This window comes from Shewanella spartinae, from assembly GCF_019457555.1.
GTDB classification, from domain to species: Bacteria; Pseudomonadota; Gammaproteobacteria; order Enterobacterales; family Shewanellaceae; genus Shewanella; species Shewanella loihica.
Map to the genome: position 1 here is coordinate 1,790,141 of NZ_CP080418.1, position 22,982 is coordinate 1,813,122.

Genomic DNA, 22,982 nt, shown 5'->3' on the forward strand with positions numbered 1-22,982 from the left:
ATTAAAAAGAAGTCATCATGCTCCCTAAGTTATCCCATCAACAGACCCTAGAGCCTGTCTATTTGGCGTTTCTCGACGCCCTTGCCCAAAGCAATTATTGTGGCGATATCGACAAGCGTTACAGCGCGCGTCTCGCCCAGGCAACGGATAACTCTATCTACCAGTTTCTGCCTCAGGCGGTCTTGTATCCCAAGACTCAGGCCGATGTTAAGCTGATCATGACCCTGGCGACTAAGCCAGAGTTTAAACAGGTCGTCTTTAGTGCGCGCGGGGGCGGCACAGGCACCAACGGTCAGTCGCTGACCCATGGCCTCATTCTGGATCTGTCGCGTTATTTCAATCAGGTGGTTGAGATCAACGAGAAGGAGCGCTGGGTGAGGGTGCAGGCCGGGGTGGTCAAAGATGCGCTCAACGACGCGCTGCGCCCTCATGGTTTCTTCTTTAGTCCAGATCTCTCAACCTCTAACCGCGCCACCATGGGCGGCATGATCAACACAGATGCCTCGGGCGCCGGCTCGCTGGTCTATGGCAAGACTTCTGATCATGTGCTCGAGCTGACCAGCGTACTTTACGACGGTAGCGTGTTGGAGACCAAGCCGCTGGATCTTAAAGCGCTCGAAGCCTTAGATGCGCTGGAGTCCCCAAGCCTGGGGCAGGCACTGCAGCGTGATATCGCCCGCATGACCCGTGAGCACAGAGGCGAGGTAGAGAGCCGCTTTCCCAAGCTTAATCGTTTCCTGACGGGTTATGATTTGAAAAACGTCTGGAACGAGGCTGTCGATGAGTTCAACCTGTCGCGCATTCTTACCGGCTCCGAAGGCACGCTGGCGGTGATCACCGAGGCCAAGCTGGATATTACGCCGCTGCCCAAGACGCGCATGATGGTCAACATCAAGTATGACTCTTTCCAGTCGGCGCTGCGTCATGCGCCGGACTTGGTCAAGGCCGAGGCGACCGTGGTGGAAACCGTGGACTCTAAGGTCCTTAATCTGGCCAAGCAGGATATCATCTGGCATTCGGTGTCATCTCTGATTGAAGATGTGCCGGGCGCCTCCATCGATGGCCTCAATATGGTGGAGTTCGCCGGTGAGCCTGACGAGGTGGAAGCCAAAGTTAAACAATTAGAGGCGATGCTAGATACTCAGCTTGCCGCTAATCAGGCTGGCCTGCTGGGTTATCAGGTCACATCGGATAAGGCGAGCATCAACACCATCTACGCCATGCGTAAGAAGGCGGTGGGGCTGCTTGGCGCCACTAAGGGAAGCCGCAAGCCTATCGCCTTCGCCGAAGATACCGCTGTGCCGCCTGAGAAGCTTGCTGACTTTATCTTAGAGTTCAGGGCGCTGCTGGACAGCCATGAGCTGCAGTATGGCATGTTCGGTCACGTGGATGCGGGCGTGCTGCATGTGCGTCCGGCGCTGGATATGTGCGATCCGCAGGATGAGCGACTGCTCAAGACGGTATCTGATCAGGTGGCGGCCCTGACCCTCAAGTATGGCGGTCTGATGTGGGGCGAGCATGGTAAAGGGGTACGTGGCGAGTATGGTCCATCTGTCTTCGGTGAGACCTTGTTTGGTCTGCTCGAAGAGGTCAAAGGTTATTTCGACCCCAATAACAAGCTTAATCCCGGCAAGCTGGTGGCACCCAAGGGCAGCGGACCTCTGCTCTATAATGTCGACAGCGTTAAGCGCGGAGCCTTCGATCGTCAGATCCCGGTCAACACCCGCGAGGCTTTCCCGGATGTGATGAACTGTAACGGCAATGGCCTCTGTTTCAACTACAGCGTCTATTCGCCGATGTGCCCCTCATTTAAGGTGACCGGAGACAGGGTACAATCGCCGAAAGGGCGCGCGGGTCTGATGCGCGAATGGCTGCGCTTATTGGAAGCAGAAGGAGTGGATGTCGAGGCCTTAGCCAAGGCCAAGCCTCTGGGCTGGCTGCAGCGCACCCAGAACACCCTGAAGAAAGAGCGCGAATATGATTACTCCCATGAGGTGATGGAGTCGTTGAAGGGCTGTCTCGCCTGTAAGGCCTGCTCGTCTCAGTGCCCGGTGAAGGTGGATGTGCCCAAGTTCAGGGCGCAGTTCTTTAACATCTATTACCAGCGCTATCTCAGACCGGTGAAAGACTATCTGGTGGCGGGGATTGAAGAGAGTCTGCCATTGATGGCCAAAGTGCCTCAGATCACCAACTTTGCCTCACAAAACAAACTGAGTCAGTGGGTGATTAAACAATCTATCGGCTATGTGGATGCGCCGGCGCTGTCAGTACCGACCCTCAAGCAGCGTCTGGAGAACCACGCCTGCCGTGGCTATGACCTCAATGCCTTGCAGCAGATCCCTGAAGCCGAACGTGACCAATATGTGCTGGTGGTGCAAGATCCGTTCAACAGCTTCTACGAGGCCGAGACGGTTTATCACTTTATTAAGCTCATCGAGAAGCTGGGCTTCAAGCCAGTGCTGTTGCCCTTTAAACCAAATGGCAAGCCGATTCATATTAAGGGATTCCTGGATAAGTTTGCCAAGACGGCTCAGTCCAGCGCCGATTTCTTGAATCAGGTGCACGCCCTTGGCATGCCTATGGTGGGGGTAGATCCTGCCATGGTGCTCTGCTATCGCGATGAATATAAAGAGATCCTGGCTGAAAATCGTGGCGACTTTAACGTGCTGCTGGCCAACGAATGGTTGCTTCAGGTGATCGACGCCGTGGCGCCGACAGCCAAGTCAGCTAAGTTAAATGTGTCAGCAGATTCGGCTAATGCGGCTAGTTCTGATAGGCAGTTTACCTGGTTCAGCCACTGCACCGAATCGACGGCCAAGCCCAATACGGCTAAAGAGTGGCAGGCGATCTTTAGCGCATTTGGCGCCGAGTTAAGCACAGTCAGCCTTGGCTGCTGCGGCATGGCGGGCACCTATGGTCACGAGAGCGATAACCTTAAGCGCTCCAAGGCCCTGTATGAGATGTCCTGGGAGAAGGCCATAGAATCGCTGCCACATGAGCAGATATTGATCTCGGGTTACTCCTGTCGTAGCCAGGTGAAACGTTTCGGTGGCTTCAAACCTAAGCATCCGGTGCAGGCGCTGCTAAGTCTTATTGATAATGTTTAGTAAATGCATGGCTAATCTGTTCATGGCTAATCTGTGCATGGCTAATGAGCCAATGAGAGACTATGCCTGAACTCGAACCCGCCGCCCAGCTGCGGCAAATCACTCAGGGCGCGCCGCTATGCGATGAGGCGCCCCTGTTTCATATCGATAACCTGGGGCGCTGGTTTTATCGCGGCGAGCCCTTGCCTGATAAATTTTGCCGGCTTTTTGCCACCATTTTGCATCTTAAATCTGAGGGATATTTCCTGATGACGCCGGTGGAGACGGTGAGGGTGGAAGTTGCCGAGTTTCCCTTTATTATCAATGATTATGAAGAGACGCAAGACGGATGTTTTACTCTGACCAGCTCCATAGGCACCCAGTTTCAGGTGGCCGGGTATGATGCTTTTGTAGTGGATGAGGCGGAAATATCCGTCTCCTTAGCCAGAGGATTATCGGCTAAACTTGGAAGAGCCTGTTATTATCGTTTTATCGAGCAATACCTGCTAAATCAAGACGGCGACGCGAACTAAGAGTTAAGCCTTTCTTAGATAAGACAATTGGTTTTTCGTTACGAATTAGCGTTAGCCGAGCCCTAGTTTCTTTAGGACCAGATGTTAGTATTAATGCATGACCGCTGTATCTGGAGGTGCTGATTGAAACATTATGAAAGCTTGGGATACCTAGTGTCTCATCTTAATATCGAGCTTCAGAAGGCCTTGGATGAGAGGCTAAAGCGCTATGAGCTGGACATTAAGCTCTGGCCCGTCCTGTTTGCCCTGTGGCAGGAGGAGGGGATCACCCAGACAGAGCTGTCTAAGCGCTGTGACGTGGCTAACTACACCATGACCCGCCTGTTAGATCAGCTGCAGGTGCAGGGCTATATCACCCGTCATCAGGAGGCGGACAATCGCCGCGCCTTCAAAATCTTCCTAACCGACAGTGCCAAGGCGTTGGAGCAAGACCTTATCTGCGAGGCCGAGCGGGTCAACGAGCAGTTTCTCGGTAATCTGTCTGAATTTGAATCACAACAATTTATCTATCTACTCAATAAGATCAATGGCCTATCCTAGGCAATCTGACCTATTATCAAACCTCACCTAAATCAACGGATGATCGAAATGCTGAAACCTCTGCTAACGGCGACGCTTGTAATGAGCCTGTCTGCTTGTATGGTCAATATCGAGAAATCGCCCAAGTCTTCAACTCAAGCCTCAAACCAATCCTCAACTCACTCTTCCACATCTCAAGCTGCTGCCTCCGAGCCAGAAGCGGTTGGTGCATCGAGTGTGGGCAGTGATAGCTATGCTAAAGCCTTTACGCTGGCAAACGGCTACAGCCTGGTGGTGGTCGAGGGGGCGCTGGAGCCAAGATCTATCGGCAGCGTGCAGGTGAGTCTGTATCGTAACCTGGATGTGGGGGATTTTGTCGCTAGTCTGGCCTTTGTGCGGGACGGCACTATCTTAAAGGCCGAGCTGGTGGATAATTCTCAGAAGCAACAGAAGCTAGTGGTTACCACGGTGACGGCGGGCAGCGGTAACTATCAGAGCACTCAAGCCGTCTGTGTGGTGGGGGAAAGCCTGACGCTTTGCTAATAAGCAGAGCTTTATTTTGGTGTCTCGGCGCGGATGGTCTCAGAAGCTTGAATACTTGTCTGCGCTATTGTGTCTGTCTGGTTAGATCTGTTCTTTTATTTGAATAGGCGATTAAGCTCGGGATGTCGTCACTTTGAGTTACACCACCAGCAACATGCCCAGGCTCGAGACGGCCATCACTATGATGACAGATTGTAGCAGCAGGCGGCTCTGCATCAGGTTTTCCTTTCCCTGTTTGATGCTGGTGATCAGGCGGTTTTGTTTGTAGATGCGGCAGATCATCTGCTCGCTATTGGGATCGATAAAGAGTTGAAACTTACAGGGATCGCCGCTGTGTAGCTTCACCTCATGTTCGCTCTTGGGACCGAAATTCAGCTTACGCGAGACCCGCTTGCCGTTAACAAATACCTGCTCCAAGCCTATCCAGTTACTGGCCTGTAACTCCACTAAATCCTGATTAAAGTGGTACTTGAAACTTATCATAATGCAATCCTAGCGAAGATGATGAGCCTCTAAGTCAAGCAGAGGAATATGACATTTTCCAGTACGCCTTTGTGAAAAATCTGTGTCTGAAAATTATCTCTTTGGCGCTAAAAGAAAAATCTAATCAGAAAATTTTTGAGCTGTTTTTTATCGGTTGAGTAGTCTATGGCCTAGCGCAAAACTCGGGTTGCAGGCAATAAAAAAACCACCGAACTTGTCGGTGGTTTTTCAATCCGGCTAGCACCAGTAATTAGCGTCAGAAATTATTTTTCGCCGTTGATGATGGCGCGTGCCAGTTCGTCGGCAACATCCGCAGTGGTGCGGTTTTGCGCATCAGACTGCTCGAAGATCTTCAGAAGGGTGTTGTAGATCTCTTCTACCTTGGCGGTAGATTTTTGTGCGTCGTAATCTTTTTCGAACGAGACGTTGATGATACCGCCGGCGTTGATCACATAGTCTGGCGCGTACAGGATGCCCAGCTCTTTAAGCTTCTCGCCATGGCGCAGTTCGGCAAGCTGGTTGTTGGCACAACCTGCCACAATCTTAGCCTTCAGCAGTGGAATCGTGGTGTCGTTGATGGTGGCACCCAGGGCACATGGCGCGTAGATATCGACATCTTGATGATAGATATCTTGAGGCGCAACCACGGTAGCACCAAACTCGGTAGCGACCTTGTCCAGTGAAGACTGGTGAATGTCGGTTACGATCAGCTCGGCGCCTTCTTCGTGCAGGTGACGACACAGGTAGTAACCTACGTGGCCAACGCCCTGAACGGCAATCTTAAGGCCCTTGAGGCTGTCCAGGCCACGTTGATGCTTAACGGCAGCCTTGATACCCAAGTAGGTGCCAAGCGCAGTAAATGGTGATGGGTCACCGCTCTGACCTTCAAGACCCGCCATGTATGGGGTTTCCTGGTGAGCAATCATGATGTCGCTGGTAGACACGCCCACATCTTCTGCAGAGTAGTACTTACCACCCAGAGTATGAATACAACGACCGAAGGCGCGGAATAGGGCTTCGCGGTTTTCCACTTTAGGATCGGCGATGATCACCGATTTACCGCCACCCATGGCCAGACCGGCGAGGGCGTTCTTGTAGGTCATGCCACGAGACAGACGTAATACGTCGGTCAGTGCTTCGTCATCAGACTCATAGTTCCACATTCTGCAACCGCCGACCGCTGGGCCCAGGTTGGTGTTGTGAATGGCTATGATTGCACGTAAGCCACTTTCTTTATCATGACAAAATACGACCTGTTCGTGGTCATCAAATGAGATATGATTAAATACTGCCACTTTATGAGTTCTCCGCTTGGGAATTAAAACGCCGAATGCCAAAGAGGCACCTTCGACGGCTTGTTATATTTATTGCAGAACGATAGCATTTAGCGATACTCTCAACAAAGCAAAGATTGGGATTAATTGTGATCGGTGTGGCAATTTTGCTTTCCACTTTACGTTAACGTAAAGTTGTGTGTGAATTTTCACGCAATATGCAGTTTGTCAGCTCCATTTCGCCCTTCACAGCATAACTATAACAATAGGAAGCAGTATGACGGAACAAGCAGTCGAGAACACTAAAGCACTCTCTCCAGAAGAACAAGAAGCCCTGACACAACAATGGGTTAAAGAGCATTTTCAGAAGGCAAACCGCTTTCTGGCGGAAAAAGGGGTGATCCCAAGTAAAGTGATTGCCGAAGAGAGCCGTTACCTTGCGCCTTTCCTCGCGGTATGGAAGATGGAGTCTAAGCAGCCAAAGCCACAGACCTTCTGGGTGATGTCTGGCGATCTGCCTTCAGACTATGTGGATGTTAAGGTTGCTGCCACCGCGCGCGACGCGATTCGCCATTTCTCTATGATGTGGCAGCTTAAGGCGGAAAACCTGGTGAAATCTGGCGCCGTAAAGGACAAGACCCAGGCTCAGTTTGCGCAGCTGTTGGTGTCACGTGCCGAGAGCCTGTATCAGATCCACAACGACGAAAAATTGTGGAAAGAAGGCTAAGCGTTTTAAACAGCCATCGCTGTTAAGAGTGTCTTTAAAAAGCGCTTGAAACGAGAGCCTAAAGCCCAATAAAAAGCCGCCTATTTGAGGCGGCTTTTTCGTGTTCTCAGCTTCAATACTTTCCTGTTATCAGATACAGGTCATCAGCTATTTGGTATCAGCTACAGGGTATCAGCGACTGGAGAAGAGCATCTGGCTGCTTATGCCAGGTAGGCGTAGCCAGAGTTGAGTAACCAGACAAAGTATTGGCCTATGGCCTCATGCTGACACAGGTCCAGCGCCTGCTCGCCCTCGAAGCTAAATGCATTAGCCAGCAGCATAAGTTCGTCATCTAGCTCATCTGCATCGTCATCATCAACAGCATCAAAGTCGTAGATCTCACCATTGATAAAGAGCCTAGCGTGTTTATCGTCTTCGAGACGAATCACCTTCAGCCCGCCGATGCGTTGTAGGCAGGCGCCATCTTCCAGGGCCTCCATCAGCTCATCCTGGCTGTAACTTTCCCCTTGCTCAGCCAGATCAAGTTCGAAGCGGTTCTGACTCAGGGTCTGACCCAACACGGTTTGATAGTGGTCCGGCTGCGATAATATCTCAGAGACCAAGGCTAGCATGCCTGCTTGTTGCTCGACGCTCAGCAGCCCTGGGCTAGCGGGTTCCTGGTTCGAGGTAAAGCGCTTATTGCCGCTGTTGGTGTCGATCAAGTGATCGGCTATGCTGCTAAAGAGCTCCTGCTGGCTGGGCGCACGAAACCCTATGGAGTAACTCAGCGCCGTCTCCAATGTCTCACCGCGGTGAGGGAAGCCTGGCGGGATATACAGCATGTCGCCAGCCTCGAGCACCACATCCAGGATGGGCTCAAAATCATCGATCAGCGCCGTGTGGGTATCGCCGCCGCGGGGCGAATATTGTCCTTTGGCACCGACTTTCCAGCGGCGTTTACCTTCGCCTTGCAGTAAGAAGACATCATAGTTGTCTATATGAGGGCCGACGCCACCACCGGGGGTGGCGTAGGAGACCATAAGATCATCGAAGCGCCAGTCGGGGATGAAACGAAAGGCGTTGACCAAGGGTTCTACATCCGGGTACCAGTGGTTGACTGCCTGGACCAGTAGCTGCCAGTTGGTATCGCCAAAGGGGGAGTAGTCTTCGATGGGGCCTTGGATGATCTCCCAATTATCTTTTTTGGTCAGGACGATGCGTGAGGCGACTTCCTCTTCGCAGGCGAGTCCCGCCAGTTCATCGGGAGCGATAGGATCTTGAAAGTGCGCGAAGGCGCCTTTAATCACCAGAGGCTGCTTCTGCCAGTGATGGGCTAAAAACTCTTGGGTATCGAAGTTGGGAGTATACATGGCGTCGGTCATCAGGCCTGAATAATAGGGGGCAGTATATGCCGAAAATAACATAATCCGGAAACTACATATTCAGGAAAGTGCATTTTCCTGAAACTAGGTGTTGCGGAAACTAGATATTCCAGAAATAAAAAGGCGGTAAGCTGCTGCCTACCGCCTTTCATAAGGTGTTAGGGATGATTACTTGAGATCATCCACAAAAGCTTCGGCGCGGCCAATGTAGTTGGCAGGCGTCATCTTCTTCAGCTCAAGCTTCACATCATTTGGTAGCTCGAGAGTGTCGATGAACTGTGCCAGTTGCTCGCCATCGATACGCTTACCGCGAGTCAGCTCTTTAAGCTTCTCGTATGGCTTCTCGATGCCGTAGCGGCGCATAACGGTTTGTACTGGCTCGGCCAATACTTCCCAGTTTTGGTCCAGCTCTGCACGCAGGTGAGCCTCGTTCACTTCAAGCTTGCTGATGCCTTTCAGAGTTGCCTGATAAGCGATCAGCGAGTGCGCCATGCCCACACCCAGGTTACGCAGTACCGTCGAGTCGGTCAGGTCGCGCTGCCAGCGAGACACAGGCAGTTTAGCCGCCAAGTGCTGCATCAGGGCGTTAGCGATACCCAGGTTACCCTCTGAGTTTTCGAAATCGATAGGGTTAACCTTGTGCGGCATGGTCGATGAACCGATCTCGCCGGCAACCGTCTTCTGCTTGAAGTGACCCAGGGCGATATAACCCCAGATGTCACGGTCAAAATCGATCAGTACGGTATTGAAACGGGCGACGGCATCGAACAGCTCTGCGATGTAATCGTGTGGCTCGATCTGTGTGGTGTATGGGTTCCAGTTAAGGCCCAGGCTGGTCACGAAACGCTCTGACAGTGTATGCCAGTCAACTTCAGGGTAGGCCGACAGGTGAGCGTTGTAGTTGCCCACGGCGCCATTGATCTTACCCATGATCTCAACCGCTTGGATCTGCTTAAGCTGACGCTCAAGACGCACGGCAACGTTGGCCATCTCTTTACCTAGGGTAGAAGGTGAGGCTGGTTGGCCATGGGTACGTGACATCAGTGGTACAGAGCGATATTCATGGGCCAGTTTCTTCACGCCATCGACGATCTGTTGGCAGTATGGCACCAGTACCTGCTCGCGGGCTTCGCTCAGCATCAGGCCGTGAGACAGGTTGTTGATATCTTCCGAGGTACAGGCGAAGTGAACAAACTCACCGATGGCGGTAAGTTCGCTGTTGTCTGCGATCTTCTCTTTGATAAAGTACTCAACGGCCTTCACATCGTGGTTAGTGGTGGCCTCGATGGTCTTGACGCGCATTGCGTCTTCTTCGCTGAAGTTGTCTTTGATCTGGTCGAGCAAGGCCAGTGCGGCTTCGCTAAAAGGAGGAACTTCTTCAATTTCTGGGCAGCTGGACAGCAGCTTTAGCCAGTTGATTTCGACTTGAACACGGTATTTGGTCAGGCCGTACTCGCTGAAAATCCCTCGCAATGAGGCGGTTTTACTACCATAACGACCGTCTACCGGAGAGATAGCAGTTAGTGCGGAAAGTTCCATTAGAAGCTCCTTTAATGAACTTAACTTATTATTTATAGGGTGAGGCTTTTCTTAGCTGTATCAACTATTGTTTTTCGCGAGAAGACAAGGTGCCTGCGCTTGCCTCCAAGTTGGCGCCACAGGACTGCGCTGCGCATGGCAGCCAGTAGCAGGGCGCGTATCTTATGTTGCACCATAGGTTGTTTCAGGTACTCGGGATTGCCCGAGATCTGTATCTTGGGGCCTAAGGTGCTGATTATATCGCTGTAGATGCCAGCGAAGTTAGCAACCACCTGCTCGTCGGTAATGGCAAAATGGTGCAGCTGACGGTGTACTTGATTGATGCGCTCGGCCAGCATGCCCATGGCGTTTGAGCTGCGTGACAGCTTACGCTCCAAAGCCAGGATACCGATAAGGTAGCGGGTTACCTCGACATCTTTCTGCTTGTCATCGCCCAGCTGGTTCAACACCAGTTGGTAGCCGCGATTCAGCGCGACCTTGTCTTGATATACATCGGCAGTGCTGTCTGGGTTGGTCACCATTATGGTACCCAAACAGGCGCCAAGCATCTCATCGTCAGCCTGGCCGTGTCTGGCAACCTTTTGTACCTGACCTATCGCCTGCAATATACCGGCAAAGGCCATGGTTCTGTCGAAAATCGGCTCGCTCACGGCTTACTCTCTAATCAGATTGTCTATGATGCCGCCGCCAAGGCAGACTTCGCCGTCATAAAACACGGCAGACTGACCAGGAGTTACGGCGGCAACTGGCTCGTCGAAGATCACCTTGATGCGATCGTCCCCTTCATAGGTGAGGGTACAGGCCACGTCCTGCTGACGGTAACGTGTCTTGACCGTGATCTTGGCGCCATCAACGGGCCCTTTTCTATCGACCCAGTGTAGCTGATCGGCGTAGAAACCCACCGACATGAGGCGAGGGTGTTTGCCACCTTGACCGACAACCAACACGTTACGCTCGAGATCTTTATCGACCACATACCAAGGATCGTCGTTGCTGTTCTTCATGCCGCCTATCCCCAGCCCTTTACGCTGGCCCAGGGTGTGGTACATCAAGCCTTGGTGCTCACCTATGACTTCGCCTTCGGCGGTCTCTATTTTGCCGGGCTGCGCGGGCAGGAAGGTGCGCAGAAAATCGGTGAACTTACGCTCGCCGATAAAGCAGATGCCTGTGCTGTCCTTCTTGTCATGGGTAACCAGCCCCATCTCCTTGGCGATTTCACGCACTTCGCTCTTCTCCAGTTCACCCACAGGGAACAGGGAGCGGGCGATCTGCTCATGGCTCAAGGTGTAGAGGAAGTAGCTCTGGTCTTTGTTGCCATCGACGCCACGTAGCATCTGGCTTTGACCCGAGGCATCGCTTCGGCGCACATAGTGGCCCATGGCGATGTAGTCGGCGTCTAAGATGTCGTCGGCAAATTCGAGAAACGCTTTAAACTTGATCTCTTTGTTGCACATGATATCTGGGTTAGGGGTACGGCCCGCCTTATATTCGGCGAGGAAGTACTCGAACACGTTGTCCCAGTATTCGGCGGCAAAGTTGACCGTGTGCAGCTTGATCCCCAGTTTGTCGCAAACGGCTTGGGCATCTTTAAGATCTTCTGCGGCGGCACAATACTCATCGGTATCGTCCTCTTCCCAGTTTTTCATGAACAGGCCTTCGACCTGATAGCCCTGTTGCATGAGGAGATACGCCGAAACAGATGAGTCGACACCGCCGGACATACCGACGATCACTTTTTTACCGTTTGGGTTGGGTTCGATTGCTGCCATAAATCCTAAAAACCATTAAATTCGTGTAGCTATGGTGGCTGTTTTCTGGGGTTAAGCAAGCCGGTTTGCCTGCTTAGCCCTGTGTCTAATTGCGCGTTGATCGTGCATCACTTGCCGGGAAAATCATCACCATAATATGCGGGGGCATATTCTATCACGCATTGTGACTTTGGGCTAACTAGAGAAAGCGGCAATTGACCACATCAGTCGAAAAGAGTTTTCCCTGACGAAAGTCGTGAATACATTGCAGTACCAGGGGGCTTCTGAGCTGGCCCTTGAGCTGGGTTATCTCATCGAGCGTCATCCACAGGGCGCGGCAAATCGCGCTGTCTTGGGGCTTGGGTGTGAGCGGCTCATCTAAGGTGCAGGCATAGGTGAAGCGCAGGAAGGCCAGATCGTCTCTTGCTTGAAATTGATAGATGTTGATCAGCGACTGCACCTTAATGCTAAGGCCTGTCTCTTCCCATACCTCGCGTTCGCAAGCCTGGTTAAGGCTCTCAAAGGCTTCTAGATGACCTGCGGGCTGGTTGTAGGCGAGCTTGCCATCGATGAGCTCCTCGACCATCAGGTATTTGTCGTCACAATTGATGACGCAGGCGACGGTGACATTGGGTTTATAACGTTCCATCTATTACCTCGTTAGGATTGGGGGGGCACCTTATATTCGCCATTTGCGATACCATCCAGGCTCCATTGACCTATTTTATAACGAATCAATCTTAGCGTCGGGTAGCCCACATGGGCGGTCATGCGCCTGACCTGACGATTACGTCCCTCGCAGATGGTGATCGCCAGCCAACTGGTGGGGATCTGTTTGCGCTCTCGCACCGGTGGGTTGCGGGGCCAGACATCCGGTTCGGCGATACGCTCCACCTTAGCCGGCAGGGTCGGACCATCTTTGAGAGTGACGCCATCTCTTAGTGCCTGAATCGCCTCGTCGCTGGGAATGCCTTCGACCTGCACCCAGTAGGTCTTATCGGTTTTCTTCTTGGGCTCTGTGATGCGCGACTGCAGCTGGCCATCGTTGGTCAGTAGCAGTAAGCCTTCGCTGTCTCTGTCGAGCCTGCCAGCGGCGTAGACATCTTGAATCGGGATGAAATCCTTCAAGGTCTGACGGCCCTGCTCATCGGTGAACTGACACAAGACATCGAAAGGCTTATTAAACAAAACGATGACGGGGTTCTGCGGCCTTGGCTTTGGCTTAGGTTTGGACTTAGGCTTAGTAAGCTTAGGTTTGTGTTTGACACCCTCTGCCGCGGTGGCGCTCACCCCTCGTTTTGGTTGATTAGAATTGCCTTTGGATTTAGTGGCTGGGGCGTTGGTTTTCGCTCCCTGACGACGAGAAGCTAGCTTATTGGCACTGGGTGTTTTTGGACTCACGAGGCAAACTTTTGGCTGAGTGTATGCTAATGCTGACATTGTACTGTGCATTCGCCATTAGTGGAATTTGAATATTGGCGTGAATGATTTATGATGTCGGCCAACTAAATGTGATCGATAGCAAAACGTGAACAGATTTTGAGATGTTAACCGCGCTTTGTTTTGCATTAAATCGATTTAAGTGTCAGGGGAGAGCCCCAGGGCGTTCACCCTTACTATTTATCCTTTTCATGCCTCGCATTCGCCATCGTAAAATTATAATAATGACATCATAGTGGTTTGATTAATAAACGATTTATTTTACAAAAAACGTAGGAAGTAATAATGAACGACAATCCAACGATCATCTATACGGAGACAGATGAAGCTCCGGCTCTCGCGACCCTATCTCTGTTGCCTATTATCAAGCATTTCACCGCAGCTGCCGGAGTTGGCGTTGAGACACGCGACATCTCTTTATCTGGCCGTGTTATTGCCAATTTCCCTGAATTTTTAAAGCCAGAACAGCAGATCTCTGACGCGCTCGCCGAGCTGGGTGAGCTGGCCACTAAGCCAGAAGCAAATATCATCAAGCTGCCTAACATCAGTGCCTCGATTCCACAGCTAAAAGCTTGTATCAAAGAGCTGCAAGATAAGGGTTATGCGCTGCCTAACTACCCTGATGAGCCGCAAAATGAAGCAGAAGCCGATATCAAGTCGCGTTACGACAAGATCAAAGGTAGTGCCGTTAACCCAGTGCTGCGTGAAGGTAACTCAGACCGCCGCGCGCCGACTTCTGTAAAAAACTACGCCAAGAAGAACCCACACTCAATGGGTGCTTGGAGCAGCGATTCTAAGTCTCATGTTGCGCACATGGAAGCCGGCGATTTCTACGGTAGCGAGCAGTCGGTGACGGTTGCCGAGCCAACCAGCATCGATATCCTGTTCGAAGGTAAAGATGGTAGCAGTAAGACACTAAAATCTGGCCTTAAGTTACTGGCCGGTGAGGTGATTGACGCTTCGACCATGAGCAAGAAAGCTCTGGTTGCCTTCATGGAGCGCGAAATCGAAGCCGCTAAGGCCGAAGATGTATTGCTGTCTCTGCACCTTAAGGCGACTATGATGAAGGTTTCTGACCCTATCATGTTCGGTCACGCGGTTAAGGTGTTCTACAAGTCACTGTTTGAAAAGCATGGCCAGCTGTTTGAAGAGCTGGGCGTCGATGTTAACAACGGTTTCGGTGACGTCTATGCCAAGATAGCCAGCTTGCCAGCCGACAAGAAGGCCGAGATCGAAGCCGACATCGCCGCTATCTACGCCGAGCGTCCAGCCCTGGCTATGGTCGATTCAGACCGTGGTATCACCAACCTGCACGTGCCAAGCGATGTGATCATCGATGCCTCTATGCCTGCGGCGATTCGCTCTTCAGGTCAGATGTGGGGTCCAGATGGCAAGCTGAAGGACACTAAGGCGCTGATCCCAGATCGTTGCTACGCAGGTGTTTACCAAGAAACTATTCAATTCTGTAAAGAAAATGGCGCCTTCGATCCAACCACTATGGGCAGCGTACCAAACGTTGGCCTGATGGCTCAAAAAGCCGAAGAATATGGTAGCCATGACAAGACCTTCGAAATTGCCGCCGACGGTGTGGTCAAGGTTGTCGATGCCGCCGGTAACCTATTGATGTCTCACGACGTCGAAGCCGGTGATATCTGGAGAATGTGTCAGGTTAAAGACGCGCCTATCCGTGACTGGGTTAAGCTTGCCGTTAATCGTGCGCGTCTGTCATCGACGCCAGCCGTGTTCTGGTTAGACGAAAACCGTGCCCACGACGCACAGCTGATTGCCAAGGTGGAGCAGTATCTGCCTGAGCATGATACCGATGGATTAGAAATTCACATCATGGCGCCTGTGGCGGCGACTCGTTTCTCACTGGAGCGCATCAAGCAAGGTCTGGATACCATCTCGGTAACCGGTAACGTGCTACGTGACTACCTCACCGATCTCTTCCCAATTCTTGAGCTGGGGACCAGCGCCAAGATGCTGTCAATCGTGCCGCTGATGAGTGGTGGTGGATTGTTCGAGACTGGTGCCGGCGGCAGTGCGCCTAAGCATGTTCAGCAGGTGGAGAAAGAGGGTCACCTACGTTGGGATTCTCTGGGTGAGTTCCTGGCACTGGGCGCCTCACTCGAGCATCTGAGCCAGAACTATGGCAACCCTAAGGCGCAGGTATTGGCCGATGCGCTGGACAATGCTATTGGTAAGTTCCTCGATGAAAACCGTTCGCCTTCACGTCGTGTGGGTGAGCTGGATAACCGTGGTAGCCACTTCTACCTGGCGATGTACTGGGCACAGGCTTTGGCCGCACAGGATAGCGACGCTGAGCTAAAAGCGCAGTTCGCGCCACTTGCCGAAGCGCTCACCAATAACGAAGCTAAGATTGTTGCCGAGTTAAATGGTGCGCAGGGCCCTGCGGTTGATTTAGGTGGTTACTATCGCCTGGATGCCACTAAGGCGGAAGCGGCGATGCGTCCAAGTGCGACGCTGAACAAGCTGATTGGCTAATTTAGCCATATAATGAAAGAGGGCGCCACGGCGCCCTTTTTTTATTGCTTTATAGGTGCCTGTTAGCGATTAAAAATCAGTAATAAAAAAGGCAGGGTTAACCCTGCCTTTTTTGTTTTTTTGACCCACTATTTAGTGGGCGATATCGCTGACGCGTGCATCCCTTTAGGCCCCTGTTCCACCTCGAATTGGACTGATTGGCCTGCTTTTAGAGTTCGATAGCCTTCCATTTCAATGGTAGAATAGTGTGCGAAAACGTCTTCACCACCAGCTTCAGGGCAGATAAACCCGAATCCTTTGGCGTTGTTGAACCATTTCACAGTTCCGTTTGCCATACTTCCACTTCCTTCTGTTGTTTACTGACCAGTAAGATAGTAAAACTTATGAGGCGGGGTAAATTCACCGCTCGATGAACAGAATGAAACCAGTAAAAGCGGATGTCAAGACCAATTTAACAAAAAGGCAACATTTACGCTAAATTCGTCAGCAATTGGTTCTAATGGTCGGATGAGTAACAGGTTTATCCCGGGTGGTCAGCAACTTTTGGAAGAAGCCAAAACTAGAGGCTAATATTGAAATATGGGTAAAGTAGGTAATATTGAGCATATCGAAGAGCGCGCGGAAACTGAACTCATGCCGCCTTCGATGTACAAAGTGATCTTAAACAACGATGACTATACCCCGATGGACTTCGTCATCGAGGTGTTACAACTCTTTTTTAATAAAAATGAACAAGAAGCCACAGATATCATGTTGGCAATTCATCATCAGGGTAAGGGAATTTGCGGCGTTTTCCCTTTCGGCATTGCAGAAACCAAGGTCGCACAAGTAAATCAGTTTGCAAGACAAAACCAACATCCGTTACTGTGTTCATTAGAGAAAGCCTGAATATCGAAGTTTTGTGATTATTTTAGGGGGTGCTTATGTTAAATAAAGATTTAGAGGTCACCTTGAATCTGGCGTTTCAACAAGCCAGAGACGCGCGACACGAATACATGACCGTAGAGCATCTGCTATTGGCGTTAATCGATAATCCTGCGGCTCAAGAGGCGCTGCTCGCCTGCGGTGCAAACCTCGATAAGTTAAGAGAAGAGGTGTCGAGTTTCATCGAGCAGACCACGCCTATCATCAGCGATCCTAACGACGACAGAGAAACCCAGCCTACCTTAGGTTTTCAGCGCGTGCTGCAGCGCGCCGTCTTTCATGTGCAATCTTCGGGTCGCAACGAAGTGACAGGTGCCAACGTCTTGGTGGCCATCTTCAGCGAGCAGGAATCTCAGGCGGTTTATCTGCTGCGTAACGGTGAGATCACTCGTCTGGATGTGGTGAATTATATCTCCCACGGCGTGTCACGTGATGAGCTGGATAATGCTCAGGAACCCGAACAGATTGAAGATCACAGCGAATCGGAAGAGCACAGCAAGCTGTCGCAATTTACTTCTAACCTCAACGAAGAGGCCCGCAAGGGCAATATCGATCCCCTGATCGGCCGCTCCGATGAGATAGAGCGCTCGATTCAGATCCTCTGCCGTCGCCGCAAGAATAACCCGCTGCTGGTGGGTGAGGCCGGCGTCGGTAAGACGGCGATTGCCGAGGGGCTTGCCTATCGCATCGTCAACGATGAGGTTCCCGAGGTGATGGCCGATGCCACTGTCTACTCGCTGGATCTCGGCGCCTTGCTGGCGGGCACCAAATATCGTGGCGACTTTGAGAAACGCTTTAAGAGCCTGCTCAAGGAGCTCTCGCAAGATAAGCACGCCATACTGTTTATCGACGAGATCCACACCATTATCGGCGCAGGAGCGGCATCTGGTGGCGTGATGGATGCGTCTAACTTGCTAAAGCCGCTGCTCTCTAGTGGCCATCTTCGCTGTATGGGCTCGACCACCTTCCAGGAGTATCAGAGTATCTTCGAGAAAGATCGTGCCCTGGCCAGACGTTTCCAGAAGGTGGATATCAACGAGCCTTCGGTGGCGGAAACCACTAAGATCCTACAAGGTCTCAAGAGCAAGTATGAGGAGCACCATGGCGTGCGCTATACCATGGCGGCCTTGTCGGTGGCGGCGCGTCTGGCTGATAAGCATATCAACGACAGACATCTTCCCGACAAGGCGATTGACGTGATCGACGAGGCGGGCGCGCGCATGGCGATGCAGCCGGCGAGCAAGCGCAAGAAGACCATAGGTCAGGCGGAGATCGAGTCTATCATAGCTAAGATAGCGCGGATCCCTGAGAAGACGGTATCGGCCACCGATAAGGATATGCTGAAGAATCTCGAGCGTAATCTTAAGATGGTGGTGTTTGGCCAGGATAAGGCTATCGAAGCTTTAAGCTCGGCGATTCGCCTGTCACGCTCTGGCCTCAGCGGCGCCCACAAGCCTGTGGGTAGCTTCCTGTTTGCCGGTCCGACCGGTGTGGGTAAGACAGAGGTCACCAGTCAGCTGGCATCTTGTCTCAGCCTCAAGCTGGTGCGTTTCGATATGTCCGAGTATATGGAGAGTCATACTGTGTCTCGCCTTATCGGTGCGCCGCCAGGCTATGTTGGCTACGATCAGGGGGGCTTGTTAACCGATGCGGTGATCAAGAACCCACATTGCGTGGTGCTGCTCGATGAGATCGAAAAAGCCCATCCCGATGTCTATAACTTGCTGCTGCAGGTGATGGACCACGGTACCTTGACCGACAACAATGGTCGCAAGGCGGACTTTAGACACGTGACCCTGGTGATGACTACCAACGCAGGTGTGCAGGAGACGGTACGTAAATCCATTGGCTTTAAGCAGCAAGATCACAGCCAGGACGCTTTGTCTGAGATCAACCGCGTCTTCTCGCCCGAGTTCAGAAACCGCTTGGATGAGATCATCTGGTTTAACCATCTCGATATGACGGTCATCGCCAAGGTGGTCGACAAGTTCCTGGTCGAGCTGCAGGCGCAACTGGATGAGAAGTCTGTGGTGCTGGATGTGAGCGATGATGCCAGAACCTTACTGGCCGAGAAGGGCTATGATAAGGCGATGGGGGCACGGCCTATGGCCCGTGTGGTCACCGAGATGATCAAACGACCACTTGCCGATGAGATCCTCTTTGGCAAGCTGGAGAAGGGCGGTGTGGCCCATGTGGATGTCGACGGTGATAAGCTGACGATTAAGATTGAGCAGTCGGAGCGGCTGACACAGGCGTAATACACTGACGTAATAAAAAGGCTGCAGATGCAGCCTTTTTTCATGATTTGGTTTTTGTGGCAGATCCTGCTTAGTTGCTAGAACTTTCCTCAACTTTCTTCGCTGCCTGATTCGGCTTGGTCGGGACTGTGTCGGTTTCCGCCAGTCTCTGCCATTGTCGCTATCGATTAGGAACAAAAAAACCGGCACTGCCGGTTTTTATTATTCGCAAGCTAACGATTAGCGTGAACGGAAGACGATGCGCCCTTTGCTCAAATCATAAGGGGTCAGCTGAACTGTGACCTTATCACCCGTTAGAATACGGATGTAGTTTTTACGCATTTTGCCTGAGATATGGGCGATTACTACGTGACCATTCTCTAGCTCTACTCGAAACATTGTATTTGGCAAGGTTTCAAGAATAGTGCCTTGCATCTCAATGTTGTCTTCTTTCGCCATTAATCAGTTATCCTGTTAGCCTTCAAATATTAAAAACGGGCGTATCATGCCGCAAATTAGCGCTTCTGTAAAGAGGTGTTCGTTATCTGGGCAAATATCTGTTTGCTTTATTTTTTCTAATTAAGCGCGCTTATTCACTGCGTTGCCAACCATTTGCGGTCAATATCTCGTAGGGATGGTAGGCGGTCTTGTAATTCATCTTACGAGACTCATGGATCTGATAACCCAGGTAGACATGCGCCTTGTGCATCTGCCTTGCGAGATCGCACTGCAATAGAATCATCAAGGAGCCCAGAGAGCGTTTATCCAGCTCGGGAGCAAAGAAGCTGTAGATGGCCGACAGGCTGTTTGGTAACACGTCTGTGACCGCTACGCCTATCAGCTCACCCTCGAGCCGCAGTTCCAGCAGCTTTGGTGGATGCCAGCTGCACTGCACGAAATGATCGTATTGCTCTCGTGAGGGGGGATACATGGGACCATCGTGGTGGCGCGCCTTGATGTACCTGTCATAGAGCGCGTAATGCTCGTCGGTGCAGGTGTCGACCAGGCGCCAGCTAACATCCTGATTCTGTTTCAGGGTGCGTTTCTGCCGTCGTGACGGCGTAAAGAGTTCCACCGGAATACGTATCGGCAGGCAGGCCTGACAGTGGGGGCAATGTGGCTTATAGATGGTCTCGCCACTGCGGCGAAAACCCAAGGCCAAGAGCTTCTCAAACAGGGTGAGGTCGAGAGACTCCTCCTGCAACACTAACAGTTGTTCCTGCTTGCCCGGCAGGTAGCTGCAGTCGAAGGTATGTGTCATACCCACCTGTATGGTGTCGGATCTAGAGTTCAATCTGCACCTCTTGTGGGTGCCAGGCATCGCTGGCGACCTCGATATCGCGAAAACGCTTCAATAGGTTGATGAAATCGGCTCGCTTTAATGCCTTGGCACCCAGGGATGCCAGATGAGGGTTCATGACCTGGGCGTCGATCAGTCGGTATCTGTGTGATAGCAGGTGTTGGTGCAGCATGGCCATGGCTGCCTTGGAGGCATTGCTCTGCAGGTGAAACATGGACTCGCCGCAAAATACCTGGCCGATGGCAACCCCATAGAGGCCACCAATGAGCTTATCGCCGTCCCACACCTCAATCGAATGGGCCTTGTTGTACTTGTGCAGCGCCTTATAGGCTTGCTGTATCTCTAAGGTTATCCAGGTACCCTCCTTGCCTTGGCGGGTGAGGGCGCAGTGCTCGATCACGCTGTTAAAGGCGCGATTGACGCTGAAGCGCCACTGACGGCGTTTGATATCGCGCTTCAGGCTACGACTGACCTTAAGTGAACCGGGCACAAACACGGCGCGGGGGTCGGGGGACCACCAGAGAATAGGGTCGTTTTCATTAAACCAGGGGAAGATCCCCTCATAGTAGGCGTTAAGCAGACGCTTGGGGTGTAGATCGCCGCCGATGGCCAAGAGTCCGTTTGGATCGGTTAGGGCAAACTCCGGCGAAGGGAACTTTGCCAGCTCATGATTTAAATAGGACAGTGAGTTCACAATTGAGTAAAATTAGTTATCGGCCTCTTTATAAGTTAGCGGAAAACCTCTTATGTTGAAACCTACACCCCGCCTCTTTCGCTTTATTTGGTCAGTTTTTATCTTGCTTGCCAGCCTAGGGCTGAGTGCTGGTGTCAGTGCCGCCTACGAGCGTAATCAAGCCGTTCCCGTCGAGAAGGTAGAGTATGGTTATGTCACCTCGGTACGTAATATTACCCAGACTCAGTTAGTGGAAGATCGTAACCAAGGCTGGCGCACATTTGGTGGCGCCTTGATAGGTGGCGTCATAGGGCATCAGTTTGGTGGCGGTAGCGGTCAGGACGTTGCCACAGTATTGGGGGCCCTCATTGGTGGCGGCATTGGACATAATGCGGGCGGCGATTACTATCAGCAGTTGAAGCTGGTGGAGCTGATGATACGTTATGAAGATGGTCGGGAGGTAATGGTGATTCAAGACCTGGATCCCGGCATGATTTTCAACGTCGATGATGAGGTGCGCGTGATCTATCTGCAGGGGGACGTGCGAGTCGACCTGGCGATGTAGCAGTCGTACAGCGACGTAATTTAAAGCTAATTCAATGAAAGCTAGTCGTATAAAAGCATTCAACAAAAAAGGAGCCATGGGGCTCCTTTTTTATGACGATACGTTTTTATAGCGATAAGCTACTTAATTAGAAGCCGCGAGGAAGTTGTCCTTTACCCGCCAGCTTTGCACGCCAAAGCTCTTTCGGTGTCATGCCACCAGAGGTTGATTTGCTGGCTTTCGACTCTGCCTTAGGCTTGGCTGCTTTCGCAGGTGCGGCTTTCTTAGGCGCTGCCTTAGGTTTTTCCGCTTTCGCCGGAGCCTTAGCTGCAGGAGCTTGCTCACCTTGTTCAGCCAACATAGCTTCTAAATCACTAAAACGAAGAGACTTACCACCATCGATCTTGTACCAGCTTCCTTTCTGCTCGATGGTAACGCTCTTACCCTGCGCCTTGCTCAATGCAGCCTCGAGTGTGCTGATCACCTCTTCTTTGGTCAACTTTGACATAGTATTAACCTATTTCTTTTAATGTGTAATTGAAGGTTTGGCCTAATTTTATAGCTGAAACGCCTGAATTGTCCAATTTTCACAGAAATTCAACGTATTTCTATGAACTGAGGCTCAGATATGGCTAAACTAGGCGCTATCGTCACGGTCATTTTTTCAGCCCTTGAGCGCTGGAACGACCAAAGTTATCTGATTCATATGAGGAGCTTAGATGAATCGCACAGCATTGACTCGATACCTTACGGAATTTCTGCAGGTAGGCAACTACAAGGATTACGCCCCCAACGGGTTACAGGTCGAGGGGAAGGAGCGGATTAAGACGATTGTCACCGGGGTAACCGCCTGTCAGGCATTGATCGACAGGGCGGTTGAGCTAAACGCCGATGCCTTGCTGGTGCACCATGGCTTCTTCTGGAAGGGTGAGCCTGAGACCATTACCGGGATGAAGTATCGCCGCATCAAGTCGCTGATTAACAATGATATCAACCTCTACGGATATCACCTGCCGCTCGATGGCCATCCTATGCTGGGGAACAACGCTGAGTTGGCGCGAGAGCTTGGGATCATAGATGCCGAGTCGGTGGAGGGGGTTGCCCAGGGGCTGGTGTGGCAGGGGCGTCTCGATGAGCCTATGGCGCCGAGTACGTTTGCCGAGTATCTGGCCGGCGTTCTGGGTCGTCAGGCATTACATCTGGGTGAGAGTAACAAGCCGATTTATCGTCTGGCCTGGTGCAGCGGCGGGGCACAAGACTATATAGATATTGCCGTGGATTTGGGCGTCGATGCCTTTATCAGTGGCGAGGTGTCTGAGCGCACCTTCCATAGCGCGGTCGAGCAGGATATTCACTACTTTGCTGCGGGTCATCACGCCACGGAAAGATTTGGCATCAAGGCATTGGGTGAGCATTTGGCTAACGAGTTTGGCCTGACTCACCATTTTGTGGATATCGACAATCCGGTGTAGCGAATCGATTGTTAAAGCTGACTCAAGTCGAGTATCTAAAACAAAAGGCCGCTAGTTAGCGGCCTTTTTTGTGT

General features: G+C 51.7%; 23 protein-coding genes. 10 read left to right on the forward strand and 13 right to left on the reverse strand.

Going from position 1 to position 22,982, the window contains the following annotated elements; translation table 11 throughout:
* The first annotated feature begins 17 nt into the window (after window positions 1-17).
* The 4 genes from ydiJ to K0I31_RS08065 all read left to right on the forward strand — a co-directional run bounded on the left by ydiJ (window position 18) and on the right by K0I31_RS08065 (window position 4,681).
* Window positions 18-3,107 (forward strand): D-2-hydroxyglutarate dehydrogenase YdiJ, encoded by a 3,090-nt coding sequence (gene ydiJ, locus K0I31_RS08050; RefSeq protein ID WP_220080479.1) that lies wholly within the window; start codon window positions 18-20, stop codon window positions 3,105-3,107.
* A gap of 62 nt (window positions 3,108-3,169) precedes the next feature.
* Complete coding sequence (locus K0I31_RS08055) at window positions 3,170-3,619, forward strand: DUF1285 domain-containing protein (protein ID WP_220080480.1); 450 nt, start codon at window positions 3,170-3,172, stop codon at window positions 3,617-3,619.
* Window positions 3,620-3,742: 123 nt separating this feature from the next.
* The gene (locus K0I31_RS08060; RefSeq protein ID WP_033540720.1) at window positions 3,743-4,159 is read left to right on the forward strand and encodes a MarR family winged helix-turn-helix transcriptional regulator; all 417 of its coding nucleotides are present in this window, start codon (window positions 3,743-3,745) and stop codon (window positions 4,157-4,159) included.
* Between the two features lie 48 nt (window positions 4,160-4,207).
* Window positions 4,208-4,681, forward strand: a complete 474-nt coding sequence (locus tag K0I31_RS08065; protein WP_258406608.1) for a PliI family lysozyme inhibitor of I-type lysozyme — start codon at window positions 4,208-4,210, stop codon at window positions 4,679-4,681.
* A gap of 138 nt (window positions 4,682-4,819) precedes the next feature.
* Here the strand turns inward: K0I31_RS08065 and K0I31_RS08070 are convergent, their stop codons facing one another.
* Together K0I31_RS08070 and K0I31_RS08075 are read right to left on the reverse strand one after the other, a co-directional pair.
* The gene (locus K0I31_RS08070) at window positions 4,820-5,164 is read right to left on the reverse strand and encodes a hypothetical protein (protein WP_220044890.1); all 345 of its coding nucleotides are present in this window, start codon (window positions 5,162-5,164) and stop codon (window positions 4,820-4,822) included.
* Between the two features lie 263 nt (window positions 5,165-5,427).
* Window positions 5,428-6,459 carry a Glu/Leu/Phe/Val dehydrogenase dimerization domain-containing protein gene (locus K0I31_RS08075; RefSeq protein WP_011865354.1) on the reverse strand — a complete coding sequence of 344 codons (1,032 nt, stop codon included), beginning with the start codon at window positions 6,457-6,459 and terminating at the stop codon, window positions 5,428-5,430.
* Window positions 6,460-6,715: 256 nt separating this feature from the next.
* Between K0I31_RS08075 and K0I31_RS08080 the strand changes: the two genes are divergently transcribed.
* Window positions 6,716-7,165 (forward strand): DUF4826 family protein, encoded by a 450-nt coding sequence (locus K0I31_RS08080; protein ID WP_220080482.1) that lies wholly within the window; start codon window positions 6,716-6,718, stop codon window positions 7,163-7,165.
* A gap of 200 nt (window positions 7,166-7,365) precedes the next feature.
* Here K0I31_RS08080 and K0I31_RS08085 read toward each other — a convergent pair whose 3' ends face one another.
* From K0I31_RS08085 to rluE, 6 genes are all read right to left on the reverse strand, one after another.
* Window positions 7,366-8,514, reverse strand: coding sequence for a ribosomal protein uL16 3-hydroxylase (locus K0I31_RS08085; protein ID WP_220080804.1), 1,149 nt, complete (start codon window positions 8,512-8,514; stop codon window positions 7,366-7,368).
* A gap of 180 nt (window positions 8,515-8,694) precedes the next feature.
* Window positions 8,695-10,065, reverse strand: coding sequence for an adenylosuccinate lyase (gene purB, locus K0I31_RS08090; protein WP_220080483.1), 1,371 nt, complete (start codon window positions 10,063-10,065; stop codon window positions 8,695-8,697).
* Between the two features lie 32 nt (window positions 10,066-10,097).
* Window positions 10,098-10,715, reverse strand: a complete 618-nt coding sequence (gene hflD, locus K0I31_RS08095) for a high frequency lysogenization protein HflD (RefSeq protein WP_011865358.1) — start codon at window positions 10,713-10,715, stop codon at window positions 10,098-10,100.
* Window positions 10,716-10,718: 3 nt separating this feature from the next.
* Window positions 10,719-11,834, reverse strand: a complete 1,116-nt coding sequence (mnmA, locus tag K0I31_RS08100; protein WP_220080484.1) for a tRNA 2-thiouridine(34) synthase MnmA — start codon at window positions 11,832-11,834, stop codon at window positions 10,719-10,721.
* Window positions 11,835-12,012: 178 nt separating this feature from the next.
* Window positions 12,013-12,462: an NUDIX hydrolase gene (locus K0I31_RS08105; protein WP_220080485.1), complete on the reverse strand. Its 450-nt coding sequence runs from the start codon at window positions 12,460-12,462 to the stop codon at window positions 12,013-12,015.
* A gap of 11 nt (window positions 12,463-12,473) precedes the next feature.
* Window positions 12,474-13,265, reverse strand: a complete 792-nt coding sequence (gene rluE / locus K0I31_RS08110) for a 23S rRNA pseudouridine(2457) synthase RluE (RefSeq protein ID WP_220080486.1) — start codon at window positions 13,263-13,265, stop codon at window positions 12,474-12,476.
* A 273-nt stretch (window positions 13,266-13,538) separates the two neighbouring features.
* Between rluE and K0I31_RS08115 the strand changes: the two genes are divergently transcribed.
* Window positions 13,539-15,758, forward strand: a complete 2,220-nt coding sequence (locus tag K0I31_RS08115; protein WP_220080487.1) for an NADP-dependent isocitrate dehydrogenase — start codon at window positions 13,539-13,541, stop codon at window positions 15,756-15,758.
* 128 nt (window positions 15,759-15,886) lie between these two features.
* Here the strand turns inward: K0I31_RS08115 and cspD are convergent, their stop codons facing one another.
* Complete coding sequence (cspD, locus tag K0I31_RS08120; protein ID WP_011865363.1) at window positions 15,887-16,093, reverse strand: cold shock domain-containing protein CspD; 207 nt, start codon at window positions 16,091-16,093, stop codon at window positions 15,887-15,889.
* Window positions 16,094-16,337: 244 nt separating this feature from the next.
* Here cspD and clpS point away from each other — a divergent pair, with 244 nt between their 5' ends.
* Together clpS and clpA are read left to right on the forward strand one after the other, a co-directional pair.
* The gene (gene clpS, locus K0I31_RS08125; protein WP_011865364.1) at window positions 16,338-16,646 is read left to right on the forward strand and encodes an ATP-dependent Clp protease adapter ClpS; all 309 of its coding nucleotides are present in this window, start codon (window positions 16,338-16,340) and stop codon (window positions 16,644-16,646) included.
* 35 nt (window positions 16,647-16,681) lie between these two features.
* Entirely contained in the window at window positions 16,682-18,940 is a 2,259-nt protein-coding gene (gene clpA / locus K0I31_RS08130; protein ID WP_220080488.1) for an ATP-dependent Clp protease ATP-binding subunit ClpA, read from the forward strand.
* A 219-nt stretch (window positions 18,941-19,159) separates the two neighbouring features.
* On the opposite strand, the gene infA is transcribed toward clpA, so the two are convergent.
* From infA to aat, 3 genes are all read right to left on the reverse strand, one after another.
* Complete coding sequence (infA, locus tag K0I31_RS08135; RefSeq protein WP_011865366.1) at window positions 19,160-19,378, reverse strand: translation initiation factor IF-1; 219 nt, start codon at window positions 19,376-19,378, stop codon at window positions 19,160-19,162.
* 130 nt (window positions 19,379-19,508) lie between these two features.
* A complete protein-coding gene (locus K0I31_RS08140; RefSeq protein WP_220080489.1) occupies window positions 19,509-20,213 on the reverse strand; it encodes an arginyltransferase in 705 nt (234 codons plus the stop codon).
* A complete protein-coding gene (gene aat / locus K0I31_RS08145) occupies window positions 20,203-20,913 on the reverse strand; it encodes a leucyl/phenylalanyl-tRNA--protein transferase (protein WP_011865368.1) in 711 nt (236 codons plus the stop codon). The genes K0I31_RS08140 and aat overlap by 11 nt, the downstream gene beginning before the upstream one ends.
* Window positions 20,914-20,965: 52 nt before the next feature.
* Between aat and K0I31_RS08150 the strand changes: the two genes are divergently transcribed.
* Window positions 20,966-21,457, forward strand: coding sequence for an outer membrane lipoprotein (locus tag K0I31_RS08150; RefSeq protein WP_220080490.1), 492 nt, complete (start codon window positions 20,966-20,968; stop codon window positions 21,455-21,457).
* Window positions 21,458-21,584: 127 nt separating this feature from the next.
* Here K0I31_RS08150 and K0I31_RS08155 read toward each other — a convergent pair whose 3' ends face one another.
* On the reverse strand, window positions 21,585-21,944 hold the full coding sequence (locus tag K0I31_RS08155) for a hypothetical protein (protein ID WP_220080491.1): 360 nt from the start codon (window positions 21,942-21,944) through the stop codon (window positions 21,585-21,587).
* A gap of 211 nt (window positions 21,945-22,155) precedes the next feature.
* On the opposite strand from K0I31_RS08155, the gene K0I31_RS08160 reads away from it, so the two are divergent.
* Complete coding sequence (locus K0I31_RS08160; RefSeq protein WP_220080492.1) at window positions 22,156-22,908, forward strand: Nif3-like dinuclear metal center hexameric protein; 753 nt, start codon at window positions 22,156-22,158, stop codon at window positions 22,906-22,908.
* Window positions 22,909-22,982 lie beyond the last annotated feature (74 nt).

Coding starts and splice junctions, on each gene's coding strand:
- K0I31_RS08085 (WP_220080804.1), bottom strand. CDS start 8,514: ATGTATACTCCCAACTTCGATACCCAAGAGTTTTTAGCCCATCACTGG.
- K0I31_RS08160 (WP_220080492.1), top strand. CDS start 22,156: ATGAATCGCACAGCATTGACTCGATACCTTACGGAATTTCTGCAGGTA.
- K0I31_RS08065 (WP_258406608.1), top strand. CDS start 4,208: ATGCTGAAACCTCTGCTAACGGCGACGCTTGTAATGAGCCTGTCTGCT.
- infA (WP_011865366.1), bottom strand. CDS start 19,378: ATGGCGAAAGAAGACAACATTGAGATGCAAGGCACTATTCTTGAAACC.
- K0I31_RS08150 (WP_220080490.1), top strand. CDS start 20,966: ATGTTGAAACCTACACCCCGCCTCTTTCGCTTTATTTGGTCAGTTTTT.
- K0I31_RS08070 (WP_220044890.1), bottom strand. CDS start 5,164: ATGATAAGTTTCAAGTACCACTTTAATCAGGATTTAGTGGAGTTACAG.
- ydiJ (WP_220080479.1), top strand. CDS start 18: ATGCTCCCTAAGTTATCCCATCAACAGACCCTAGAGCCTGTCTATTTG.
- rluE (WP_220080486.1), bottom strand. CDS start 13,265: ATGCACAGTACAATGTCAGCATTAGCATACACTCAGCCAAAAGTTTGC.
- K0I31_RS08080 (WP_220080482.1), top strand. CDS start 6,716: ATGACGGAACAAGCAGTCGAGAACACTAAAGCACTCTCTCCAGAAGAA.
- K0I31_RS08105 (WP_220080485.1), bottom strand. CDS start 12,462: ATGGAACGTTATAAACCCAATGTCACCGTCGCCTGCGTCATCAATTGT.
- mnmA (WP_220080484.1), bottom strand. CDS start 11,834: ATGGCAGCAATCGAACCCAACCCAAACGGTAAAAAAGTGATCGTCGGT.
- K0I31_RS08055 (WP_220080480.1), top strand. CDS start 3,170: ATGCCTGAACTCGAACCCGCCGCCCAGCTGCGGCAAATCACTCAGGGC.
- clpS (WP_011865364.1), top strand. CDS start 16,338: ATGGGTAAAGTAGGTAATATTGAGCATATCGAAGAGCGCGCGGAAACT.
- K0I31_RS08155 (WP_220080491.1), bottom strand. CDS start 21,944: ATGTCAAAGTTGACCAAAGAAGAGGTGATCAGCACACTCGAGGCTGCA.
- K0I31_RS08115 (WP_220080487.1), top strand. CDS start 13,539: ATGAACGACAATCCAACGATCATCTATACGGAGACAGATGAAGCTCCG.
- clpA (WP_220080488.1), top strand. CDS start 16,682: ATGTTAAATAAAGATTTAGAGGTCACCTTGAATCTGGCGTTTCAACAA.
- cspD (WP_011865363.1), bottom strand. CDS start 16,093: ATGGCAAACGGAACTGTGAAATGGTTCAACAACGCCAAAGGATTCGGG.
- purB (WP_220080483.1), bottom strand. CDS start 10,065: ATGGAACTTTCCGCACTAACTGCTATCTCTCCGGTAGACGGTCGTTAT.